This window comes from Pseudomonas sp. C321 (genome assembly GCF_055407105.1).
Map to the genome: position 1 here is coordinate 97570 of NZ_JBUZRB010000004.1, position 20642 is coordinate 118211.

Annotated in this window: 19 protein-coding genes; 17 read left to right on the top strand and 2 right to left on the bottom strand. The window is 59.4% G+C overall.

The window, feature by feature from the left end:
• Window positions 1–202 precede the first annotated feature (202 nt).
• From ACZRJ6_RS13245 to ACZRJ6_RS13310, 14 genes are all read left to right on the top strand, one after another.
• On the top strand, window positions 203–2140 hold the full coding sequence (locus tag ACZRJ6_RS13245) for a bifunctional 5-dehydro-2-deoxygluconokinase/5-dehydro-2-deoxyphosphogluconate aldolase (RefSeq protein ID WP_463968814.1): 1938 nt from the start codon (window positions 203–205) through the stop codon (window positions 2138–2140).
• Window positions 2141–2297: 157 nt separating this feature from the next.
• Window positions 2298–3206 (top strand): myo-inosose-2 dehydratase, encoded by a 909-nt coding sequence (gene iolE, locus ACZRJ6_RS13250; protein ID WP_463968813.1) that lies wholly within the window; start codon window positions 2298–2300, stop codon window positions 3204–3206.
• A complete protein-coding gene (gene iolB, locus ACZRJ6_RS13255) occupies window positions 3203–3997 on the top strand; it encodes a 5-deoxy-glucuronate isomerase (protein WP_463968812.1) in 795 nt (264 codons plus the stop codon). Before iolE ends, iolB begins: the two co-directional genes overlap by 4 nt.
• A 21-nt stretch (window positions 3998–4018) precedes the next feature.
• Entirely contained in the window at window positions 4019–5521 is a 1503-nt protein-coding gene (locus ACZRJ6_RS13260) for a CoA-acylating methylmalonate-semialdehyde dehydrogenase (protein WP_463968811.1), read from the top strand.
• 28 nt (window positions 5522–5549) lie between these two features.
• Window positions 5550–6371 (top strand): TIM barrel protein, encoded by an 822-nt coding sequence (locus ACZRJ6_RS13265; RefSeq protein WP_463968810.1) that lies wholly within the window; start codon window positions 5550–5552, stop codon window positions 6369–6371.
• A gap of 136 nt (window positions 6372–6507) precedes the next feature.
• The gene (gene iolD, locus ACZRJ6_RS13270) at window positions 6508–8439 is read left to right on the top strand and encodes a 3D-(3,5/4)-trihydroxycyclohexane-1,2-dione acylhydrolase (decyclizing) (protein WP_463968809.1); all 1932 of its coding nucleotides are present in this window, start codon (window positions 6508–6510) and stop codon (window positions 8437–8439) included.
• A 15-nt stretch (window positions 8440–8454) separates the two neighbouring features.
• Window positions 8455–9465 (top strand): bifunctional inositol 2-dehydrogenase/D-chiro-inositol 1-dehydrogenase, encoded by a 1011-nt coding sequence (gene iolG, locus ACZRJ6_RS13275; protein ID WP_463968808.1) that lies wholly within the window; start codon window positions 8455–8457, stop codon window positions 9463–9465.
• A 58-nt stretch (window positions 9466–9523) separates the two neighbouring features.
• On the top strand, window positions 9524–10570 hold the full coding sequence (locus ACZRJ6_RS13280; protein WP_463968807.1) for a Gfo/Idh/MocA family protein: 1047 nt from the start codon (window positions 9524–9526) through the stop codon (window positions 10568–10570).
• Between the two features lie 379 nt (window positions 10571–10949).
• The gene (locus tag ACZRJ6_RS13285; protein ID WP_463968806.1) at window positions 10950–11885 is read left to right on the top strand and encodes a sugar ABC transporter substrate-binding protein; all 936 of its coding nucleotides are present in this window, start codon (window positions 10950–10952) and stop codon (window positions 11883–11885) included.
• A gap of 67 nt (window positions 11886–11952) precedes the next feature.
• On the top strand, window positions 11953–13512 hold the full coding sequence (locus tag ACZRJ6_RS13290; protein ID WP_463968805.1) for a sugar ABC transporter ATP-binding protein: 1560 nt from the start codon (window positions 11953–11955) through the stop codon (window positions 13510–13512).
• Window positions 13513–13572: 60 nt separating this feature from the next.
• Window positions 13573–14625, top strand: coding sequence for an ABC transporter permease (locus tag ACZRJ6_RS13295; RefSeq protein ID WP_178114411.1), 1053 nt, complete (start codon window positions 13573–13575; stop codon window positions 14623–14625).
• 409 nt (window positions 14626–15034) lie between these two features.
• On the top strand, window positions 15035–15439 hold the full coding sequence (locus tag ACZRJ6_RS13300) for a TraR/DksA family transcriptional regulator (RefSeq protein WP_149412703.1): 405 nt from the start codon (window positions 15035–15037) through the stop codon (window positions 15437–15439).
• A gap of 555 nt (window positions 15440–15994) precedes the next feature.
• The gene (locus ACZRJ6_RS13305) at window positions 15995–17215 is read left to right on the top strand and encodes a methyl-accepting chemotaxis protein (RefSeq protein ID WP_463982299.1); all 1221 of its coding nucleotides are present in this window, start codon (window positions 15995–15997) and stop codon (window positions 17213–17215) included.
• Window positions 17216–17337: 122 nt separating this feature from the next.
• On the top strand, window positions 17338–17541 hold the full coding sequence (locus tag ACZRJ6_RS13310; protein ID WP_149412701.1) for a hypothetical protein: 204 nt from the start codon (window positions 17338–17340) through the stop codon (window positions 17539–17541).
• Window positions 17542–17551: 10 nt separating this feature from the next.
• Here ACZRJ6_RS13310 and ACZRJ6_RS13315 read toward each other — a convergent pair whose 3' ends face one another.
• On the bottom strand, window positions 17552–17785 hold the full coding sequence (locus ACZRJ6_RS13315; protein WP_149412700.1) for a DUF2789 domain-containing protein: 234 nt from the start codon (window positions 17783–17785) through the stop codon (window positions 17552–17554).
• A gap of 84 nt (window positions 17786–17869) precedes the next feature.
• Window positions 17870–18100: a hypothetical protein gene (locus ACZRJ6_RS13320; protein WP_463968889.1), complete on the bottom strand. Its 231-nt coding sequence runs from the start codon at window positions 18098–18100 to the stop codon at window positions 17870–17872.
• 718 nt (window positions 18101–18818) lie between these two features.
• Here ACZRJ6_RS13320 and ACZRJ6_RS13325 point away from each other — a divergent pair.
• The 3 genes from ACZRJ6_RS13325 (at window position 18819) to ACZRJ6_RS13335 (ending at window position 20608) form a co-directional block, all read left to right on the top strand.
• Window positions 18819–19268 carry a hypothetical protein gene (locus ACZRJ6_RS13325; protein WP_463968888.1) on the top strand — a complete coding sequence of 150 codons (450 nt, stop codon included), beginning with the start codon at window positions 18819–18821 and terminating at the stop codon, window positions 19266–19268.
• Entirely contained in the window at window positions 19268–19465 is a 198-nt protein-coding gene (locus ACZRJ6_RS13330; protein WP_463968803.1) for a hypothetical protein, read from the top strand. The genes ACZRJ6_RS13325 and ACZRJ6_RS13330 overlap by 1 nt, the downstream gene beginning before the upstream one ends.
• Window positions 19466–19591: 126 nt before the next feature.
• Window positions 19592–20608: an ABC transporter substrate-binding protein gene (locus tag ACZRJ6_RS13335; protein ID WP_463968802.1), complete on the top strand. Its 1017-nt coding sequence runs from the start codon at window positions 19592–19594 to the stop codon at window positions 20606–20608.
• Window positions 20609–20642: the final 34 nt, after the last annotated feature.

Genomic DNA, 20642 nt, shown 5'->3' on the forward strand with positions numbered 1-20642 from the left:
ATCATGGCGTGTGGCCGTTGCTGAAACGATGCACTGTTGCTGGATCAGTTCTATGATGGCGTATTGGAAAATATATTCCATAAAAAATATTTATAGAATAATTATTGATTGGTGCCGTCAGACGTTCTAGTCTGCATCCACCAAGAGCGTTTGCCGCCGCCACGACGACAGACGCAGGCTGATAAAAATAACAGGAGCCAGCATGGGCCAGACTCGTTTTGCCAGTGGGCGTCAATTGGATCTGATTTGCCTCGGACGCCTGGGCGTCGACCTCTACGCCCAACAAGTGGGCGCGCGGTTGGAGGACGTCACAAGCTTCGCCAAGTACCTGGGCGGTTCCTCCGCCAATATTGCGTTCGGTACCGCACGGTTGGGGCTCAAGTCGGCGATGTTGAGCCGGGTGGGGGACGACCACATGGGCCGCTTCCTGGTGGAGTCCCTGGCCCGTGAAGGCTGCGATGTCAGCGGTATCAAGGTTGATCCGCAACGCTTGACCGCCATGGTCTTGCTGGGGCTCAAGGACCGCGAAACATTCCCGCTGGTGTTCTACCGCGAGAACTGCGCCGACATGGCCCTGCGCGGCGAAGACATCAGCGAGGCCTTCATTGCCACCAGCAAAGCGCTGCTGATCACCGGCACTCACTTCTCCACTGACGGCGTGTACCAGGCCAGTATCCAGGCCCTGGACTACGCCGAAAAACACAACGTCAAGCGTGTGCTGGACATCGACTATCGCCCGGTCCTCTGGGGGCTGGCCGGCAAGGCTGACGGTGAAACCCGCTTTGTCGCCGACCAGAACGTCAGCCAGCATGTGCAAAAAATCCTCCCGCGTTTTGACCTGATCGTCGGCACCGAAGAAGAATTCCTGATTGCCGGCGGCAGCGAAGACTTGCTGACGGCGTTGCGCACCGTGCGCCGCCTGACGCCGGCAACCCTGGTGGTCAAGCTCGGCCCGCAAGGTTGCACGGTGATTCACGGCGACATTCCGGCGCGCCTGGAAGACGGTGCGATCTACCCCGGCGTACGCGTCGAAGTGCTCAACGTGCTGGGCGCCGGTGATGCATTCATGTCGGGCTTCCTCAGTGGCTGGCTTGAAGACGCCAGCGACGAGCGCTGCTGCCAGTTGGCCAATGCCTGCGGCGGCCTGGTGGTCTCCCGCCATGCCTGCGCCCCGGCCATGCCGACTCGCGCCGAACTCGACTACCTCTTTAACAGCCCAGTGCCGATTACCCGGCCCGATCAGGACGCGGTGTTGCAACGCCTGCATCAGGTCAGCGTGCCGCGCAAAGCCTGGAAGCAGCTGTTCGTGTTCGCCTTCGACCATCGCTGGCAATTGGTGGAACTGGCGCAGAAGGGCGGCCAGGACCCAGCGCGCATCAGCGCCATCAAGCAACTGTTTATCAAGGCGGTGGAGCGGGTTGAAAGCAAACTGCGCGAGCAAGGCATCGACGCTGATGTAGGCCTGCTGGCTGACCAGCGCTTCGGCCAGGACGCCCTTAACGCCGCCACCGGTCGCGGCTGGTGGGTCGCGCGACCGGTGGAAGTCCAGGGCTCGCGGCCGCTGGCTTTCGAACACGGGCGCTCCATTGGCAGCAATCTGATTGCCTGGCCCCAGGAGCAAATCATCAAGTGCCTGGTGCAGTTTCATCCCGACGACGAACCGCTGCTGCGCCTGGAGCAGGAAGCGCAACTCAAGGGCCTGTACCAGGCCTCGCAAGTCAGCGGCCATGAACTGTTGCTGGAAATCATCCCCCCCAAGGATCACCCGTCCGTTCATCCCGACGTGCTCTACCGCAGCCTCAAACGCCTGTACAACCTGGGCATCTACCCGGCCTGGTGGAAGATCGAGGCGCAGTCTGCCGAGGACTGGAAAAAACTCGACGAGCTGATTCAGGAGCGCGATCCCTACTGCCGGGGCGTGGTGCTGTTGGGGTTGAACGCCTCAGCCGAATGCCTGGCGGATGGCTTTCAAAAGGCCAGCCAGAGCCAAACCTGTCGTGGTTTTGCCGTGGGCCGCACGATCTTCCAGGAGCCGAGCCGGGCGTGGATGGTGGGGGAAATTGATGATGAGACATTGATCCGGCAGGTGCAGGGCACGTTCGAACAGTTGATCAATGCCTGGCGTAGTTCCCGCGGTTAATTGATTTCAACTGTAGGCGCGAGCTTGCTCGCGATGGTCGTTAATGATGACGCTGGCATCCTGAGTAAACGCGGCGTCTTTGAGTTTTTCGTGAGCAAGCTCGCTCCTACAAAGAGCCCGTTCTCAGGTTAATTTGAAAACAATAAAAGGTGCAGCCATGCCCGCTATCCGAATTGGCATCAACCCGATCTCCTGGAGCAACGACGACCTTCCGGCCCTGGGTGGCGAAACGCCCCTGAGCACCGCGTTGAGCGAAGGCAAGGAAATCGGCTACGAAGGCTTCGAACTCAACGGCAAATTCCCCAAGGACGCCAAGGGCGTCGGCGATGTATTACGCCCTTATGACCTGGCGCTGGTCTCCGGCTGGTATTCGAGCCGCCTGGCGCGGCGTTCGGTGGCTGAGGAAATTGACGCCATCGGCAGTCACGTCGAACTGCTGCGCGAGAATGGCGCCACAGTGCTGGTCTACGGCGAAGTCGCCGACTCGATCCAGGGTTCACCGATCCGCCTGATCGAGCGCCCGCGTTTTCACAGCGAACAGGCCTGGCAGGAATACGCCGATAAACTCACGCAATTGGCGCGTTTCACCCTGTCCCAGGGCGTGCGCCTGGCGTACCACCACCATATGGGCGCCTACGTCGAATCCCCTGAAGACATCGACAAACTGATGAGCCTCACCGGCCCCGAAGTCGGCCTGCTGTTTGATTCGGGTCACTGCTACATGGGCGGCGGCGAGCCCATCGAAGTGTTGCGAAAGCACATCGATCGCGTCTGCCACGTGCATTTCAAGGACGTGCGCAAACCGGTGGTGCAACTGGCCCGCAACAACATGTGGAGCTTCCCCGACTGCATCATCAACGGCACCTTTACCGTGCCGGGCGACGGCGATATCGACTTCGCCGCGCTGCTGGACGTACTGCTGGCAGCCAACTATCACGGCTGGCTGGTGGTGGAAGCCGAGCAAGACCCGGCGGTGGCGCCCAGCTACGCCTACGCAAAAAAGGGCTACGACACCCTGTGTGAACTGCTGAGCGCCGCTCTTGTGAAAGGGAGTGCCGGGCAATGAGCCTGTTAGTCAAAAGCAACCAACGTGGGCAGACCATGGTTGAGCTGGAGCCGGGCCGCCTGGAGTACGTGGGTTTTGCCGCCTACCGCTTGAGCCTTGGCGAAACCCTGCCGGTCAGCGCTGGCGATAAAGAGCTGTGCCTGGTGCTGCTCAGCGGTCGCGTGAATATCCAGGGCGAAGGCTTCAACTGGGAAAACCTCGGTGATCGCCAATCGGTGTTCGAAGACAAGTCACCGTTCGCCGCTTACCTGCCGCCGGGCAGCACCGCTCAGGTGAGCGCCTTGAGCGACGTGCAAATCGCTGTCTGCGCCGCCCCAGGTTCCCCGGCTGCCGGTCTCGTTCCACGGCTGATCCGCCCCGAACAGTGCAAGCGCAGCGTGCGCGGCAAGGGAGCCAATACGCGCTACGTCTGCGACATCCTGCCAGACACCGAGCCGGCCCATTCCCTGCTGGTGGTGGAAGTGCGCACGCCGTCCGGTCACTCGTCGAGCTATCCGCCCCACAAACACGACACCGACGACTTGCCGCACCAGAGCTTTCTTGAAGAAACCTATTACCACCAGATCAACCCGCCACAGGGCTTTGTGTTCCAGCGGGTCTACACCGATGACCGCAGCATCGACCAGGCCATGGCCGTGGAAAACAGCGACCTGGTGGTGGTGCCCAAGGGTTACCACCCGGTCAGCGTGCCCTACGGCTACGAGTCGTATTACCTCAACGTGATGGCTGGGCCCAAGCGCGCCTGGCACTTCCATAACGACCCGCAGCACAGCTGGCTGCTGGACCTTTAACGACTTCGACGGAGAACAACAATGAGCAACGCCCAGGTGATCGGCCATTACATCAATGGCCAGGTGCAGGACAGCGGTAGCGATCGCTTCAGCAATGTCTTCAACCCGGCCACCGGCGAGGTGCAGGCGCGAGTCGGGCTGGCCAGCCAGAAGACTGTCGACGAAGCGGTGGCCTCGGCCTTGAAGGCATTCCCGGCCTGGTCCGAGCAATCGTCCCTGCGCCGCTCGCGGGTGCTGTTCAAGTTCAAGGAATTGCTCGACCAGCACCATGACCAGTTGGCCGAGATCATCAGCCGCGAACACGGCAAGGTGTTCTCCGACGCCAAGGGCGAAGTGACCCGTGGCATCGAGATTGTCGAGTACGCCTGCGGCGCGCCGAACCTGTTGAAAACCGATTTCAGCGACAACATTGGCGGTGGTATCGACAACTGGAACCTGCGCCAGCCTTTGGGTGTGTGCGCCGGCATCACGCCGTTCAACTTCCCGGTAATGGTGCCGCTGTGGATGATCCCGCTGGCCCTGGCCACCGGTAACTGTTTCATCCTCAAGCCCTCCGAGCGTGACCCGTCCGCCAGTTTGTTGATGGCGCAATTGCTGACCCAGGCCGGCTTGCCCGATGGCGTATTCAACGTGGTCCAGGGCGACAAGAGCGCGGTAGACGGCCTGTTGCAGCACCCCGATATCGAGGCGATTTCCTTTGTTGGCTCCACGCCCATTGCCGAGTACATCCACCAGCAGGCCACCCAGCGCGGCAAGCGCGTGCAGGCCTTGGGTGGCGCGAAGAACCATATGATCGTGATGCCCGACGCTGACCTGGACCAGGCCGCGGATGCCTTGATCGGCGCGGCGTACGGCTCGGCCGGCGAGCGTTGCATGGCGATCTCCATTGCCGTGGTGGTGGGCGATGTCGGTGACAAGCTGATTGACAAATTACTGCCGCGTATCGACCAGTTGAAGGTCGGCAACGGTATGCATAAGGACAGCGAAATGGGGCCGTTGCTCACCGCTGAGCACAAGGCCAAAGTGGAAGGCTTTATCGACCAGGGTGTGGCCCAGGGCGCGAAGCTGATTGTCGATGGCCGGGGCTTCAAGGTGCCGGGTGCGGAGGGTGGCTTTTTTGTCGGCGCGACCTTGTTCGATAACGTCACGACCGAGATGAGTATTTACCAGCAAGAGATTTTTGGCCCGGTGCTGGGCATTGTGCGAGTGGCGGATTTTGCCAGCGCCGTGGCGTTGATCAATGCCCATGAGTTCGGTAACGGTGTGTCCTGCTTTACCAGCGACGGCGGCATCGCCCGTGCCTTTGCCCGCAACATCAAGGTCGGTATGGTTGGCATCAATGTGCCGATCCCGGTGCCGATGGCCTGGCATTCGTTTGGTGGCTGGAAACGCTCGCTGTTTGGCGACCACCACGCCTATGGCGAAGAAGGCATTCGTTTCTACAGCCGCTATAAAAGCGTGATGCAGCGTTGGCCTGACAGCATCGCCAAGGGTCCTGAATTCAGCATGCCGACGGCCAAGTAATTTTTATCGAGTGTGGAGCACAACAACAATGAACTCGCCTCTACGTTTCGCCCTGAACCGCATGGTCGCCCCCAACCTTTCCCTGCCGGAGTTTATCGAGCTGGCGGTGACCTTGAAATGCGACGCCATCGAGATCCGTAACGACCTTGCGGGCATCGAGATTGAAGACGGCACGCCTGCCAGTCGCGTGCGTGAGTTGTGCGCGGTGCATGGCATCACCGTGCTGTCGATCAACGCCCTGTACCCCTTCGATGTATGGAATGACGAGCGCCGCGCCCAGGCGGTGAAGCTGGCGACCTATGCCCGCGAATGCGGCGCACAGGGCCTGGTGATGTGCCCACTGAACGAGCGCGCTGATTCGCGCAATGAAGCCCAGCGCGCGGCGGGTTTGCGCACGGCGTTGAGCGAGCTGGCGCCGATCCTGCGCGAATACGGGATTCTGGGCTTCATCGAGCCTTTAGGCTTCGAGGAGTGTTCCTTGCGGCGCAAACATACGGCGGTGGACGCGATCAAGTCCATGGGCGGCCTGGATGTGTTTCGCCTGGTGCATGACACCTTTCACCATCACCTGGCCAGCGAGCATGAGTTCTTCCCGGAATTGACCGGGTTGGTGCATATCTCCGGCGTGGAAGATGCCAAGGCACCGTTGGCAACCATTCGTGACGGCCATCGAGTGCTGGTAGGCGAGGGCGATATCCTCGGCAACGCGGCGCAGATCGACACCTTGCTCCGCACCGGCTATAGCGGCTACCTGTCGTTTGAGCCGTTTGCCGAGAGCGTGCACGGCCTGGCGGATATCAAGCAGGCGCTGGGGGCGAGCATGACCCACCTAAAACAATCTCTGGTCTGACCCAGATCCCCTGTAGGAGCGAGCTTGCTCGCGATGAACCTGAGAGTAACGCGTTGATTCAGAAAGCACGCGTTATCGCTAACGACCATCGCGAGCAAGCTCGCTTCTACAGTTTATTTTTTGTGCAGGGGGCAGCATGACTACCACACGATTGACCATGGCCCAGGCCTTGGTAAAGTTCCTCGATAACCAGTACATCGAAGTCGATGGCGTGCAGAGCAAATTCGTCGCCGGTATCTTCACGATTTTCGGCCACGGCAATGTGCTGGGCCTGGGCCAGGCACTTGAGCAGGACAGCGGTGACCTGGTGGTGCATCAGGGCCGCAACGAGCAGGGTATGGCCCATGCCGCCATCGGTTTTGCCAAGCAGCACCTGCGGCGCAAGATCTACGCCTGCACCTCTTCGGTTGGCCCCGGCGCCGCCAATATGCTCACCGCTGCGGCCACCGCCACGGCCAACCGCATCCCGTTGCTGTTGTTGCCTGGCGATGTCTACGCCAGCCGCCAGCCCGACCCGGTGCTGCAGCAGATCGAGCAGTTCCACGACCTGAGCATCAGCACCAACGACGCCTTCCGCGCCGTCAGCAAATACTGGGACCGCATCAACCGCCCCGAGCAGTTGATGAGCGCGGCGATCCACGCCATGCGTGTGCTTACCGACCCCGCCGAAACTGGCGCCGTGACCCTGGCCTTGCCGCAAGATGTGCAGGCTGAAGCCTGGGACTACCCCGACTATTTCCTGCAAAAGCGCGTGCATCGTATCGACCGCCGCCCGGCGACCGAAGCCATGCTCGGCGACGCGATTGCCGCTTTCAAGGGCAAGCGTAAACCGCTGATCATCTGCGGTGGCGGGGTCAAGTACTCTGGTGCCAATGTTGCATTGCAAGCCTTTGCCGAACGCTTTGACATTCCCTTCGCGGAAACCCAGGCGGGCAAGAGCGCCGTAGTCTCAGCCCACCCGCTGAACCTCGGCGGTATCGGCGAAACCGGTTGCCTGGCGGCGAATCTGCTGGCCCCTGAGGCCGACCTGATCATCGGCATCGGCACTCGCTACACCGACTTCACTACCTCATCGAAGTCATTGTTCAAACATCCCGAGGTGCAGTTTCTCAACCTCAATATCAGCCCTTGCGATGCGTTGAAACTGGACGGTGTGCAGCTGCTGGCGGATGCCAAGGTGGGCCTGGAGGCTTTGTCCGAAGCCTTGGGCGATTACCGCTCCAGCTGGGGCGATCAACCACGGGACGCCAAGGCGCAGTTGAATGCCGAACTTGACCGCATCTACCAGACCCAATACCAGAGCGAAAACTTCGTTCCGGAAATCAACGACCACATGGACCCGGCCGTGCTGCGCGAGTTTATCGAGCTGACCGGCTCCTGCCTGACTCAAAGCCGCGTGCTGGGCGTGCTCAATGAAACTCTGGCCGACGACGCAATCATCGTCGCCGCCGCTGGCAGCCTGCCCGGTGATTTGCAGCGCAGCTGGCGCAGCAAGGGCGTGAATACCTATCACGTCGAGTACGGCTATTCGTGCATGGGTTATGAGGTCAACGCCGCCTTGGGCGTCAAGCTGGCCGAGCCTGAGCGTGAGGTGTACGCATTGGTGGGCGATGGCTCCTACATGATGCTGCACTCGGAGCTGGTCACCTCGATCCAGGAGCGGCGCAAGATCAATGTGGTGCTGCTGGACAATATGACTTTTGGTTGCATCAACAACCTGCAAATGGAACACGGCATGGACAGCTTCGGCACCGAGTTCCGCTTCCGCAACCCCGAGAGCGGCAAGCTCGACGGTGGTTTTGTGCCGGTGGACTTCGCTATGAGCGCAGCGGCCTATGGCTGCAAAACCTACAAGGTCAGCACCGTGGAGCAGTTACAGGCGGCGTTGGTCGATGCGCGTACGCAAACGGTGTCGACGCTGATTGATATCAAGGTTCTGCCCAAAACCATGATTCACAAATACCTGTCGTGGTGGCGGGTCGGTGTGGCGCAGGTGTCCACCAGCGAGCGCACCGACGCGGTGGCAAAAACCCTCAATGAACGCCTGGCCAAGGCCCGGCAGTACTGATAAAGGAGTCCTTACATGTCTTTGAAACTTGGTGTTATCGGTACTGGCGCCATCGGCCAGGATCATATCCGTCGTTGCAGCCAGACCTTGCTCAACAGCCAGGTCGTCGCCGTCACCGACATCAACCTTGAGCAGGCCGCCAAGGTCGTCGCCGATTTGAAACTCACCGCCGAGGTCTACCCCGACGGCCACGCGCTCATCAACTCGGAGCAAGTCGAAGCGATCCTGGTCACCTCCTGGGGGCCGAGCCACGAAGAGTTCGTGCTGGCCGCCATCGCCGCCGGCAAGCCGGTGTTCTGCGAAAAACCCCTGGCGGTGACGGCCGCAGGCTGCCGCAAGATTGTCGAGGCCGAAGTGGCCCACGGCAAGCGTCTGGTGCAGGTGGGTTTCATGCGCCCCTACGACCAGGGCTATCAAGCCTTGAAAACGGTGATCGACAGCGGCGAGATCGGCGAGCCGTTGATGCTGCACTGCGCTCACCGCAACCCTACCGTGGGCGAGAACTACAAGACCGACATGGCGATCACCGACACCTTGATCCACGAGTTGGACGTGTTGCGCTGGTTGCTGGCCGATGATTATGTGTCGGTGCAAGTGGTGTTCCCGCGCAAGACCAGCAAGGCTCACGGGCATCTGCGTGACCCGCAGATCGTCCTGCTGGAAACCGCCAAGGGCACGCGCATCGACGTGGAAGTGTTTGTGAACTGCCAGTACGGCTACGACATCCAGTGCGAAGTGGTGGGGGAGACCGGCATCGCCAGGCTGCCGGAACCGTCCCAAGTGCAACTGCGCAGCGGCGCCAAGCTGTCCAATGCGATTCTGATGGACTGGAAGGACCGGTTTATTGCGGCCTATGACGTTGAGTTGCAGGCGTTTATCGACGGCGTGCGTGCTGGGCAAGTGGGCGGGCCATCGGCGTGGGATGGTTTTGCGGCGGCGGTGGCGGCGGATGCGTGCATCGAGGCGCAAAACAGTGGGCAGATTGTGAAAGTCGGCCTGCCAGAGCGCCCACACTTTTACGGCTGATCATAGGAGAACCTATCCATGCACATCGCCCTGGCCCCCTACATAAAGGAATCGATCCATGCGAATCGGACTAGTCGGATACGGCCACGGTGGCCGTTTTTTTCACGCACCGCTGATTGCCAGCCTGCCGGGAGCAACCTTTGTCGGTGTCGTCACCCGTTCACCCGAGCGGCGCCAGCAACTGGCGACCGAACACCCTGAGGTCAAGGCCTTCGACAGCATCGAGCAGATCGTTGAGGCCGGTGTCGACGCCTTGGTGATCTCCACCACGCTCAAAGGTCGCTCAGCGCTGGTACTGGAAGCGATCGAACACGGCGTGGCGGTGGTCAGCGACAAACCGTTCGCCAGCAATGCCGCCCAGGCGGGGGCCTTGATTACTGCTGCCGAGCGTCAGGGCGTGTTGCTGAGCGTCTACCAGAATCGGCGCTGGGACTCGGATTTCCTCACCCTGCGCAAGCTGATCAACGCCGGCGCCCTAGGCACCATCACCCGCTTTGAATCCCGAGTGGAGCGTTACAACCCCGCGTCCGTGGGCAATGCCAGTGGCGGCGGGTTCCTGCGTGACCTTGGCAGCCATCTGGTGGACCAGGCGATGCAATTGTTTGGCCCGGTAGATCGGGTCTTCGCGCAATTGCACTACAGCGTCGAACACCCCGGCCTCGACCATGGCTTCTTTGTTTCCCTGACCCACGCCAACGGGGTGATCTCGCACCTGTGGGGCAGCGCCCTGCAAAACAGCCAGGCGCCGCGTTTTCGGGTTAACGGCAGCGCAGGCTGTTACACCGTTGAAGGCCTGGATGGTCAGGAAGAAGCGTTGATGGCCGGCAAAACCCCGAAAACCGAGGGTGAGCACTGGGGCGCGGAAGAACACCGACGCTGGGGTTGGTTCGAACAAGGTCCGGAGCGTGAGCGTGTGCCCTCGGAAAAGGGTTGCTGGAACCAATTCTATCGCCAGCTGCAAACCGCTGTTCAAGGCCAGGGCCCATTGCCGGTGGATGCCCGTGATGCCTTGGAGACCACCCGCGTGCTGGACGCCGCACGGCTCAGCGCCGAGCGTCAACAGGTAGTGGAAATGGCCGCTGTCGAGGGTATGGAACAAAAATAGAATAAAATTCTAAAACTTGTTGATATGGAAATTATTTTCTAATAAAGTCATTTCAAGGTTGCTCATAGTGACGTCCCGATCTGCCGTTGAGGCGGTGGAGGACGACTCAACAAAAACAAGACACAAAAACAACCAGGTACCGTCAGATGAAAATCTTCAACGCTGCACTGCGAGTTTTACACTCTGCCTTCCCGCCCCGCGATGTGCCCCGCGCACGGCCGCTGTATTTTTCCTTCCTTAATGTCCTTTGCGTCGAAAGCAAGGGTGCCCTGGTGTGCTGCATTCCGGGGGCGCCGATCGTTCGGCTGCCTTCGCCAAAATAATGCTCTGAAAAACGCAACGTCCAAAAAACCAACAAGAAATTGGAGACAGACCGTTCATGAAGACCAATATCCGTTTTGCCTCGCTGGCCCTGTCCATGATGCTTGCCAGTGGTGTGGCCACGGCCGCCGACATCAAGGTCGGTGTGAGCATGTCGCAGTTCGACGACACCTGGCTGACCTACCTGCGTGAGGACATGGACAAGCAAGCCAAATCCTATCCCAAGGGTGAAGGCGTGCAACTGCAGTTCGAAGACGCCCGCGCCGATGTGGTCAAGCAGCTCAGCCAGGTCGAAAACTTTATCAGCCAGAAGGTCGACGCCATTGTGGTCAACCCGGTAGACACGGCGTCCACCGCAAGAATCACCAAAGCGGCGGTCGCCGCCGGTATTCCGCTGATTTATGTCAACCGCCGTCCTGACCAGAAGGACCTGCCCAAGGGTGTGGTCACCGTGGCTTCCGATGACGTAGAGGCTGGCCGCCTGCAAATGCAATACCTGGCCGAGAAGATGGGCGGCAAGGGCAACATCGTGATTCTGCTGGGGGACTTGGCGAATAACGCCACGACCAACCGCACCAAAGGTGTAAAAGAAGTGTTGGCCAAATACCCGGACATCAAGGTCGAACAGGAACAGACCGGGATCTGGCTACGGGACAAGGGCATGACGCTGGTGAACGACTGGGTGACCCAAGGCCGTAAATTCGACGCGGTGGTTTCCAATAATGACGAGATGGCCATCGGTGCTGCCATGGCCCTGAGAACAGCTGGTGTCGAGAAAGGCAGTGTGCTGATCGGCGGTGTCGACGGTACGCCGGACGGTTTGAACGCGATCACCAAGGGTGATATGGCGGTCTCGGTGTTCCAGGATGCCCACGGCCAGGCTGTCGGTTCGGTGGAGGCGGCGGTCAAAATGGCCAAGAACGAGCCGGTCGAGCAGAACCTCTTGGTGCCGTTCAAATTGATCACCCCGGACAACGTTAAAGATTTCAAATAGTCCTTCACTTAATAACAACAATAAGCCGGCAGGGCGCCACGGCAGCCCTGCTGATGGAGTACCCGATATGTTCGCTCAAGCGACTGCTTCGCAGGCCCCGCTGACCGGTATCCAGCCAACGGCGCTGGAAGAACCCTACCTGCTGGAAATCGTCAATATCAGCAAAGGTTTTCCCGGTGTCGTAGCCCTGGACGATGTGCAACTGCGGGTGCGTCCGGGCTCGGTGCTGGCGCTGATGGGCGAGAACGGCGCGGGCAAGTCGACGCTGATGAAGATCATCGCGGGCATCTACCAGCCGGACTCCGGTGAAATCCGCCTGCGGGGCAAACCGATCGTTTTCGACACCCCGCTGGCGGCATTGCAGTCGGGGGTCGCGATGATCCACCAGGAACTCAACCTGATGCCCCACATGAGCATCGCCGAGAACATCTGGATCGGCCGCGAACAGCTCAACAGCCTGCGCATGGTCAATCACCGGGAAATGCACCGCTGCACCGCGCAGTTGCTGGAGCGCCTGCGCATCAACCTGGACCCGGAGGAGCAGGTCGGCAACCTGAGCATTGCCGAGCGGCAGATGGTGGAGATTGCCAAGGCGGTGTCCTACGACTCCGACATCCTGATCATGGACGAACCCACCTCGGCGATTACTGACAAGGAAGTCGCCCATTTGTTTTCGATCATTGCCGACCTCAAGTCCCAGGGCAAAGGCATCATCTACATCACCCATAAAATGAACGAAGTGTTTGCCATTGCCGATGAAGTGGCAGTGTTTCGCGATGGCGCCTATATCGGCCTGCAGCGGGCCGACAGCATGAACGGCGACAGCCTGATCTCGATGATGGTGGGCCGTGAGCTGAGCCAGCTGTTCCCGGAGCGCGAGAAACCCATTGGCGATTTGCTGTTGTCGGTGCGCGACCTGCGTCTGGACGGTGTGTTCAAGGGCGTGTCTTTTGATCTGCATGCCGGCGAGATCCTCGGCATCGCCGGGCTGATGGGTTCTGGTCGTACCAACGTGGCAGAAACCATTTTCGGCATCACCCCCAGCAGCGGCGGCGAGATCCAGCTCGACGGCCAGGTGGTGCGCATCAGCGACCCGCACATGGCCATCGAGAAAGGCTTTGCGCTGTTGACCGAGGACCGCAAGCTCAGCGGCCTGTTCCCCTGCCTCTCGGTCCTGGAAAACATGGAAATGGCCGTGATACCGCATTATTCGGGCAACGGTTTTATCCAGCAGAAAGCCCTGCGGGCGCTGTGCGAAGACATGTGTACGAAGCTGCGGGTGAAAACCCCGTCCCTTGAACAGTGCATTGACACTCTCTCCGGTGGCAACCAGCAGAAGGCCTTGCTGGCCCGCTGGCTGATGACTAACCCGCGCTTGCTGATTCTCGACGAACCCACCCGTGGTATTGACGTTGGCGCCAAGGCCGAGATTTACCGGCTGATTTCCTACCTGGCCAGCGAAGGCATGGCAGTGATCATGATTTCTTCGGAGCTGCCGGAAGTGCTGGGTATGAGCGACCGGGTGATGGTTATGCATGAAGGCGACCTGATGGGCACCCTGGACCGCGCTGAGGCGACCCAGGAAAAAGTCATGCAACTGGCTTCCGGTATGACGGCGGTCCACTAACGAACACAGCGCGCGAGCCTGCGGTTGGCTGGCGCAACGGAATAAAAAAGGTGAGTGGTTATGAACGCGATACTGGAAAACCAATCTTCGGAAAAAAAGCCGGCGGAAAACAAACCCCTCACGGCGCCGGTCAAGAGCCGTCGGCGGTTCCCCACGGAACTGAGCATCTTCCTGGTGCTGATCGGTATCGGCCTGGTGTTCGAAGTGTTCGGCTGGATCGTCCGTGACCAGAGCTTCTTGATGAACTCCCAGCGCCTGGTGCTGATGATCCTGCAAGTGTCGATCATCGGGCTGCTGGCGATTGGCGTGACCCAGGTGATCATCACCACCGGTATTGACCTGTCTTCCGGCTCGGTATTGGCGTTGTCGGCGATGATTGCCGCCAGCCTGGCGCAGACGTCCGATTTTTCCCGGGCGGTGTTTCCGTCGCTGACCGACTTGCCGGTGTGGATTCCGGTGGTAGTGGGGTTGGGGGTCGGGCTACTGGCGGGGGCGATCAACGGCAGCATCATTGCCATCACCGGCATTCCGCCGTTTATTGCGACGCTGGGCATGATGGTCTCGGCCCGTGGCCTGGCCCGTTATTACACCGAAGGCCAGCCGGTGAGCATGCTCTCGGATTCCTACACCGCCATCGGCCATGGCGCGATGCCGGTGATCATCTTTCTGGTGGTGGCGGTGATTTTTCACATTGCCCTGCGCTACACCAAGTACGGCAAATACACCTACGCCATCGGCGGCAACATGCAGGCGGCGCGTACGTCGGGCATCAACGTCAAGCGTCACCTGATCATCGTCTACAGCATCGCCGGCTTGCTCGCCGGGTTGGCGGGCGTGGTGGCATCGGCCCGGGCGGCCACCGGGCAGGCCGGGATGGGCATGTCTTATGAGCTGGACGCGATTGCCGCTGCGGTGATCGGTGGCACCAGCCTGGCGGGCGGGGTAGGGCGCATTACCGGCACCGTGATCGGCGCGCTAATCCTCGGGGTGATGGCCAGCGGGTTCACCTTTGTCGGGGTGGATGCCTACATCCAGGACATCATCAAGGGCCTGATCATCGTGGTGGCGGTGGTGATCGACCAGTATCGCAACAAGCGCAAACTAAAGCGCTGAACACCTTGTAGGAGCGAGCTTGCTCCGGGCGGCGTTCCGACGATGGACCTCAACGATGACGCGTGCAATCTGAATAAGCGCGGTGTCCTTGAGTTCTTCGCGAGCAAGCTCGCTCCTACAGTTGTTTTAACCGTTTGTCTTCTATACAGATCCACAACATTGAATTTCTTGCTATAAACGCACTCCGATAACTGCCTGCCGAGCCCGTCCTGGTGCCTTTTGGGGAAGTGTCGGACAAATTGCCTGTCATTTCAGTTGCTGAGCCCTCAAGTCGGCCTTAGACTGCCGCCCCTCGTAAATTGAGTGCCGGGAGGCGCTTGAAATGGACGGCGCCTTTCCGAGACCTGCAAGGGTCGACCGGAACGCTCCCTTATTCGCCTTGATGCACGTATTTTTTATAGAGAAATCAATGACAAAGGAAAAGTTGCTGGCCATGCCGGCGGATGACTACATGAATGCCGAACAGCACGCTTTCTTTGAAAAGTTGCTGCAAGCCATGAAAGTCGAGCACCACGAGCGCATTGAGCAGAACCGCATCGCCATTGAAAGCCTGGACACCCCGGCTGATCCGGCTGACGCTGCTTCTGTGGAAGAAGAGCGCACCTGGCTGGTCAACGCCATCGACCGCGACCAGCGCCTGCTGCCGCAACTGGAACAGGCCCTGGGTCGCATCAATGATGACTCCTTTGGCTGGTGTGACGACAGCGGCGAGGCTATTGGCCTTAAGCGCCTGCTGATCAGCCCGACCACCAAGTACTGCATCGAAGCGCAAGAGCGCCACGAGCAAATCGACAAGCATCAGCGTCAAGCTTGATGCGCGTGGCGAGCGGGCTTGCCCGCTCATTACAGAACCGTTTGGCCTATAGACCCTGCCCCTCTCCCGTCTATTGATCTGCTGCGCTCCCTAACACCAAAGGCCCATGGATAATGGCCGGATAGTGGCGTTTAATGCAGACACAATAACGACAAGCAGTGGGGTGACAACATGGCTGGGGACGGATCTCTGACAGGCGCAACAGTGCCGCCGCAAACGGTGGCTCGCCACCTGCCCGGTTGGGTGACACCACTGCTGCAAAGCGTCGCCCTGGTGCTGTTGCTGCTTGGCCTGGCATTCGCCAACCTGTCGATTTACCTCTGCCTGCCGGTGGCCCTGCTGCTGATCTGGCTGCCCCGTCTGAAAAGCCGAACACCCAGCGCCGCGCCGACTGTGGCCCGCGACGCCATGGGTGAACTGACTCGCGATCTGTCCTACACCACCAGCCACAACGCGCTGTCGGCCGCTGGTGTGGCCTATTCGGTCAAGCAACTGGCCGCTAGGCTGCAGTCGCAATTGAGCGCCGCCCAGCAGATTGTCAGCAGCGCCGAAGTCATGATCGGCACCGAGCAGGTCACTTCCCAACTCAGCCGCCAGGCCCTGGGCGCCGCCAGCCAGGCTCACCAGCGCAGCACCGAAGGCCGCACGGTGCTGGCCGAGTCCATCAGCCGTATGCATCAGCTCAGCCAGCGCGCCAATGACAGCCGCCAGTTGATCGAGGCGTTGAGCCTGCGCAGTGAAGAAATCCAGCGGGTCACGCTGGTGATCCAGTCCATCGCCAGCCAAACCAACCTGTTGGCCTTGAATGCCGCTATTGAAGCGGCCCGGGCCGGTGAGCACGGTCGGGGTTTTGCGGTGGTGGCCGATGAGGTGCGCGGGCTAGCCGGTCGAACGGCCACCGCTACCGATGAAGTCGGAGTGATGGTCGCCGATATTCAGCAACGCACCAGCCAAGTGGTGGAGCAGATCCGCCAGCTGTCGGCGGATTTGCAGTCCGGTGTAGAGCAGGTGGAGCAGGCTGGCCAGCAACTGGAGAGTATTGCCACCCTGGCAGCGGATGTGGAGGGCCAGGTCAGCGAGATCGCCCAGGGCACTGACACCAACCGCGAGCAACTCGACAGTTTGTTCCACGCGGTGGAGCAGATGCGCAGCGATTTGACCGTCAGCGACCAGCAAACCCGACAACTGGCGCAGGCCGCTGTGCAAATGGAAGGGCAGGCCGAAACCATCAGCGAACGCCTGGCTGAAGTCGGCCTCGACGACTATCACCAGCGCATCTACGACCTGGCTCGGGAGGGCGCCAGCCAGATCGCCGCGCAGTTTGAGGCCGATGTCCTGCAAAACCGCGTCAGCCTCGATGACCTGTTCAACCGCAGCTATACGCTGATTCCCAATACCAGCCCCGGCAAGTATCACAGCCGTTTCGACGGCTATACCGACCAGGTTTTGCCGAGCATCCAGGAAGCGTTGCTACCCCGTCATGAAGGCCTGGTATTTGCCATCGCTTGCACGCCTCAAGGCTATGTGCCGACCCACAACAAGGCTTTTTCACAGGCGTTGACGGGTGATGCCCAGGTAGATGCGGTGCACAACCGCACCAAGCGCAAGTTCGAAGACCGCACCGGGATTCGCTGTGGCAGTCATCAGCAGGCAGTGTTGTTGCAGACTTACACGCGCGATACCGGCGAGTTGATGCACGACCTCTCGGTGCCGATCATGGTCAAGGGCCGGCATTGGGGTGGTTTACGATTGGGGTACAAGCCTGAAGGACGTTAACTGAAGGTGATTGTTACCGGCCATGTAATGAAGCTATTCCGCAGGTGGCTTTTTCCCGCGGGAGGAAAACCGTAGCATGAGCAGTATTGTTAGCTTGCTAACTAACTGTGCGGAGAACCTTAATGCAAAGCAAAGTCGATGTCGCCGTGATGATCGGCAGTGGTGTGCCGCCAACGTTGCGCGCGCTGGGACGCAAGGCCTGTTGGGTGGTGCTGCTCAACGGTGAACAGCGCGGCACGGCCTTCGCCAGTCGCGATGAAGCCGAAGAATGCCGTGCTGCCTGGCAGGCGCTGCTGAGGGCGGAACAATCAGACCGCCTGCATTGAACCCAGCCTGCTACGACTGATGGAGGCGCTGGTTTAGTTCATCCACGGCGATAGCCCAGTCGGCATCTTCACGCAGTTCTTCTTTTAAAAATTGAGCCTGCTGTGGTGACCAGAACGGTGCGTCGATCAACTTCACGTCTTCAGGCAAGTGATGCTGGCCGATAAAGCTATCGATCATCTTCGGGGAAGCATCCAGCCCCAACTGTTCAAACAGGTTTTCAAGGGTATGTGTTGGCGCTTCCATATCGTTCTCCATGGGCGAAGTCATCGGTATGCATGGGAGGTTTTGCGCGCTGGAGAGTTCGATCTGATTATTGCGCCCGGCCAGTTACGAGGTCAGCGCCCCTGAGTCGACAGCGTTTTTAAGTGCCTGGGCGGCATCCTTGGCGGCCGCTGCGGCAGAGTCTACGGTTTTGAACCAGCGATCCTTTTCCACCTGGTGAGCAGTGATCGTGGTCAGTGGTGCCTTTGCCCGCATGACAATCACGGCTTGAAATTCGCCGTCTACTTCCCTGGCTTCGCCATGGATGAAAAATTCGCCTATATCAAATTCCGTCACGTATAGCCTTCCCTTGGAGGTAATTGCGCTGATGAACCCATGCGGCATGGGGCAAACTTCATTGGACGGGCCAGTATGGCAGTTGTTGTTGGCTGGTGGCGCAGTAAAGTCATTGATGTGACGAAACGACAACCCTGGGCACTTCCAGGATGTGGAAAAAGTTTCTTCCTGCGGGCACTACCCGATACATGGCTGAATGCAGGCACCCGCCATCGGCGTACAGGCTGTAGAATGCACCGTCATCGATAAACGCTGAGCCCGCGTGCGAAAGGGCAGAGCGGTGTTGAAGCAGTTGCATGGTCAGCTCCTGTCGATCGGTGCTGTTGACCCGCTGGCAGTTCTTTCAGGTGGTTTTGACCCGTGTTGCTGTTTTAGTATTGCCGTCAGCATCCGACGCCTGGTTCCAGACCAAGGTATTTTCTTTCGTTTTGGCTGTCGGAAAACTACATTTTCAAATGGGTTATTCTCTGAAGTTGATCGTCCAGTATTCTCTGGAGGTTGAACTTATGATTTCCTGCAACGCCTGACGACTTTCGCTTAAGGTCCGTCGGGCACGTCTGACGGGTCTTACGGCGCCGTGGTGGGAGTTTTCTTCAGCTTTTTCTGTGTTACATATTTCATGACCGTGCCGTATTGGCCGCTTTTTCGTGCTGCCCGCTTGGGCAGGTAGCACCTTTTTTGATGTGGGGGCGTTTCCTTGGCAGTCAGTAATCTGGATATGCACGCATTGTTCGTGTTGGGTGATTTGCGCGCAAAGTTGGTCAAACAGTTTCAATCCCGTTTTGTCTACATCACTGAACAAACGCCTGAAGGCATTTACATCGCTGAAGTCGATACAGAGGCCGCGATGGTGGTAGACGACAAACAACGACTGGAACTCAAGGTGGGTGATCATTTTCGTGCAGCTGTATTGCCGAGCCGTGAAGGTGGCAAGTTCGAACTCAAGTTCCGCGATATCAAGTTGACTGTGTATGGGTTGGGCGACTATGCCTTTGTTTCCTCGGCTGAAGGCCAGGGCATTGTGTTCAAGGAAGGCCACAGCGTGATGCTGGTCTTCGCTGCCAACGAACAGCTGCAGGAAGGCTTGACCAAAACCCTGAAAGCCGTGACCGGCAAGGCCGCCAAATGGCGCAAGGGTGAGCTCGTGACCTTCAAGGCCAGCGAGTAATGAGCCTGGACCGGGCGCAATTTCACCAGCAGCACTTGTCGGACGCCCAGGCCAAGGCGGCCGAGTTGTTTGCCCGCAAGGGTGATTTGCAGGGAGCCTGGTTGAACTGGGTGGCCAGCCAGTTGTACGAACTACGTCCCGCCGAGTACGCCAGCATGGTGCGCCGAGAGTTGCAGCATTTGCATAATCTGCCGTAAAAGCAGGCGACCTGCCTTGTTCATTGAAACCTCTACTACAGTTGTGTTGACTTAAGTATTCAGAGGCTTCGCGGTGTTACAGCAAAGCCATCCGCTATTGCTGTGTAAAACACGAGGTGCAAAGGCATGAAAGCAATTCGAGCGCTGTTGGCGGCTTCCCTGACGACTCTTAGCCTGTCGGTGGCGTCGCTGCCGGTGTCGGCCGCCCAGGCGCCGATCCATTTTGCTGACCTGAACTGGGAAAGTGGCAGCTTGATCACTGAGGTGCTGCGATTTATCGTCGAAAAGGGCTATGACTTGCCCACCGATACTTTGCCTGGCACCACGATTACCCTGGAAACCGCCCTGGCGAAAAACGATATCCAGGTGATCGGTGAAGAGTGGGCAGGACGCAGCCCTGTGTGGGTCAAGGCCGAGGCTGAAGGCAAGGTGGCCGGCCTGGGCGACACCGTCAAAGGTGCCACCGAAGGCTGGTGGGTGCCGGAATACGTGATCAAGGGTGACCCGGCCAAGGGCATCAAACCCCTGGCGCCGCAGTTGCGCAGCGTAACGGACCTGGCGCGCTACAAGGACGTGTTCAAGGACCCGGAAGCACCGACCAAGGGCCGTTTTCTCAATAGCCCCATCGGCTGGACCTCGGAAGTGGTCAACAAACAGAAACTCAAGGCCTATGGGCTGGACGATAGTTATGTGAACTTTCGCAGTGGTTCGGGCGCGGCGCTGGATGCCGAGATTGCCTCGTCGATCCGTCGCGGCAAGCCGATCCTGTTTTACTACTGGTCACCCACGCCGCTGATTGGGCGCTTCAAGCTGGTCCAACTGGAAGAGCCACCGTTTGACGCCGAGGCCTGGAAGACCCTGACCGATGCCGATAACCCCAATCCGAAACCGACTCGCTCTCTGGCATCCAAGTTGAGCATTGGTGTGTCGACGCCGTTCCAACAGCAGTATCCGCAGATCTGCGAGTTTTTCGCCAAGGTCGACTTTCCGATTGAACCACTGAACAAGGCGCTGGCCGAGATGAGCGAGAGGCACACGCCGCCCCGTGAAGTGGCGCAGGCGTTCCTCAAGTCGCACCCAGAGGTCTGGAAAGCCTGGTTGACCGAGGATGTGGCGCAGAGGGTCGAGGCCAGTCTGAAGTGACATCTAATGATCGTCCCCACAGCGTGGGAACGAT

Excerpts from the sequence above, each read along its gene's own strand:
- ACZRJ6_RS13245 (WP_463968814.1), top strand. The coding sequence starts at position 203 with ATGGGCCAGACTCGTTTTGCCAGTGGGCGTCAATTGGATCTGATTTGC.
- iolE (WP_463968813.1), top strand. The coding sequence starts at position 2,298 with ATGCCCGCTATCCGAATTGGCATCAACCCGATCTCCTGGAGCAACGAC.
- iolB (WP_463968812.1), top strand. The coding sequence starts at position 3,203 with ATGAGCCTGTTAGTCAAAAGCAACCAACGTGGGCAGACCATGGTTGAG.
- ACZRJ6_RS13260 (WP_463968811.1), top strand. The coding sequence starts at position 4,019 with ATGAGCAACGCCCAGGTGATCGGCCATTACATCAATGGCCAGGTGCAG.
- ACZRJ6_RS13265 (WP_463968810.1), top strand. The coding sequence starts at position 5,550 with ATGAACTCGCCTCTACGTTTCGCCCTGAACCGCATGGTCGCCCCCAAC.
- iolD (WP_463968809.1), top strand. The coding sequence starts at position 6,508 with ATGACTACCACACGATTGACCATGGCCCAGGCCTTGGTAAAGTTCCTC.
- iolG (WP_463968808.1), top strand. The coding sequence starts at position 8,455 with ATGTCTTTGAAACTTGGTGTTATCGGTACTGGCGCCATCGGCCAGGAT.
- ACZRJ6_RS13280 (WP_463968807.1), top strand. The coding sequence starts at position 9,524 with ATGCGAATCGGACTAGTCGGATACGGCCACGGTGGCCGTTTTTTTCAC.
- ACZRJ6_RS13285 (WP_463968806.1), top strand. The coding sequence starts at position 10,950 with ATGAAGACCAATATCCGTTTTGCCTCGCTGGCCCTGTCCATGATGCTT.
- ACZRJ6_RS13290 (WP_463968805.1), top strand. The coding sequence starts at position 11,953 with ATGTTCGCTCAAGCGACTGCTTCGCAGGCCCCGCTGACCGGTATCCAG.
- ACZRJ6_RS13295 (WP_178114411.1), top strand. The coding sequence starts at position 13,573 with ATGAACGCGATACTGGAAAACCAATCTTCGGAAAAAAAGCCGGCGGAA.
- ACZRJ6_RS13300 (WP_149412703.1), top strand. The coding sequence starts at position 15,035 with ATGACAAAGGAAAAGTTGCTGGCCATGCCGGCGGATGACTACATGAAT.
- ACZRJ6_RS13305 (WP_463982299.1), top strand. The coding sequence starts at position 15,995 with ATGATCGGCACCGAGCAGGTCACTTCCCAACTCAGCCGCCAGGCCCTG.
- ACZRJ6_RS13310 (WP_149412701.1), top strand. The coding sequence starts at position 17,338 with ATGCAAAGCAAAGTCGATGTCGCCGTGATGATCGGCAGTGGTGTGCCG.
- ACZRJ6_RS13315 (WP_149412700.1), bottom strand. The coding sequence starts at position 17,785 with ATGGAAGCGCCAACACATACCCTTGAAAACCTGTTTGAACAGTTGGGG.
- ACZRJ6_RS13325 (WP_463968888.1), top strand. The coding sequence starts at position 18,819 with ATGCACGCATTGTTCGTGTTGGGTGATTTGCGCGCAAAGTTGGTCAAA.
- ACZRJ6_RS13330 (WP_463968803.1), top strand. The coding sequence starts at position 19,268 with ATGAGCCTGGACCGGGCGCAATTTCACCAGCAGCACTTGTCGGACGCC.
- ACZRJ6_RS13335 (WP_463968802.1), top strand. The coding sequence starts at position 19,592 with ATGAAAGCAATTCGAGCGCTGTTGGCGGCTTCCCTGACGACTCTTAGC.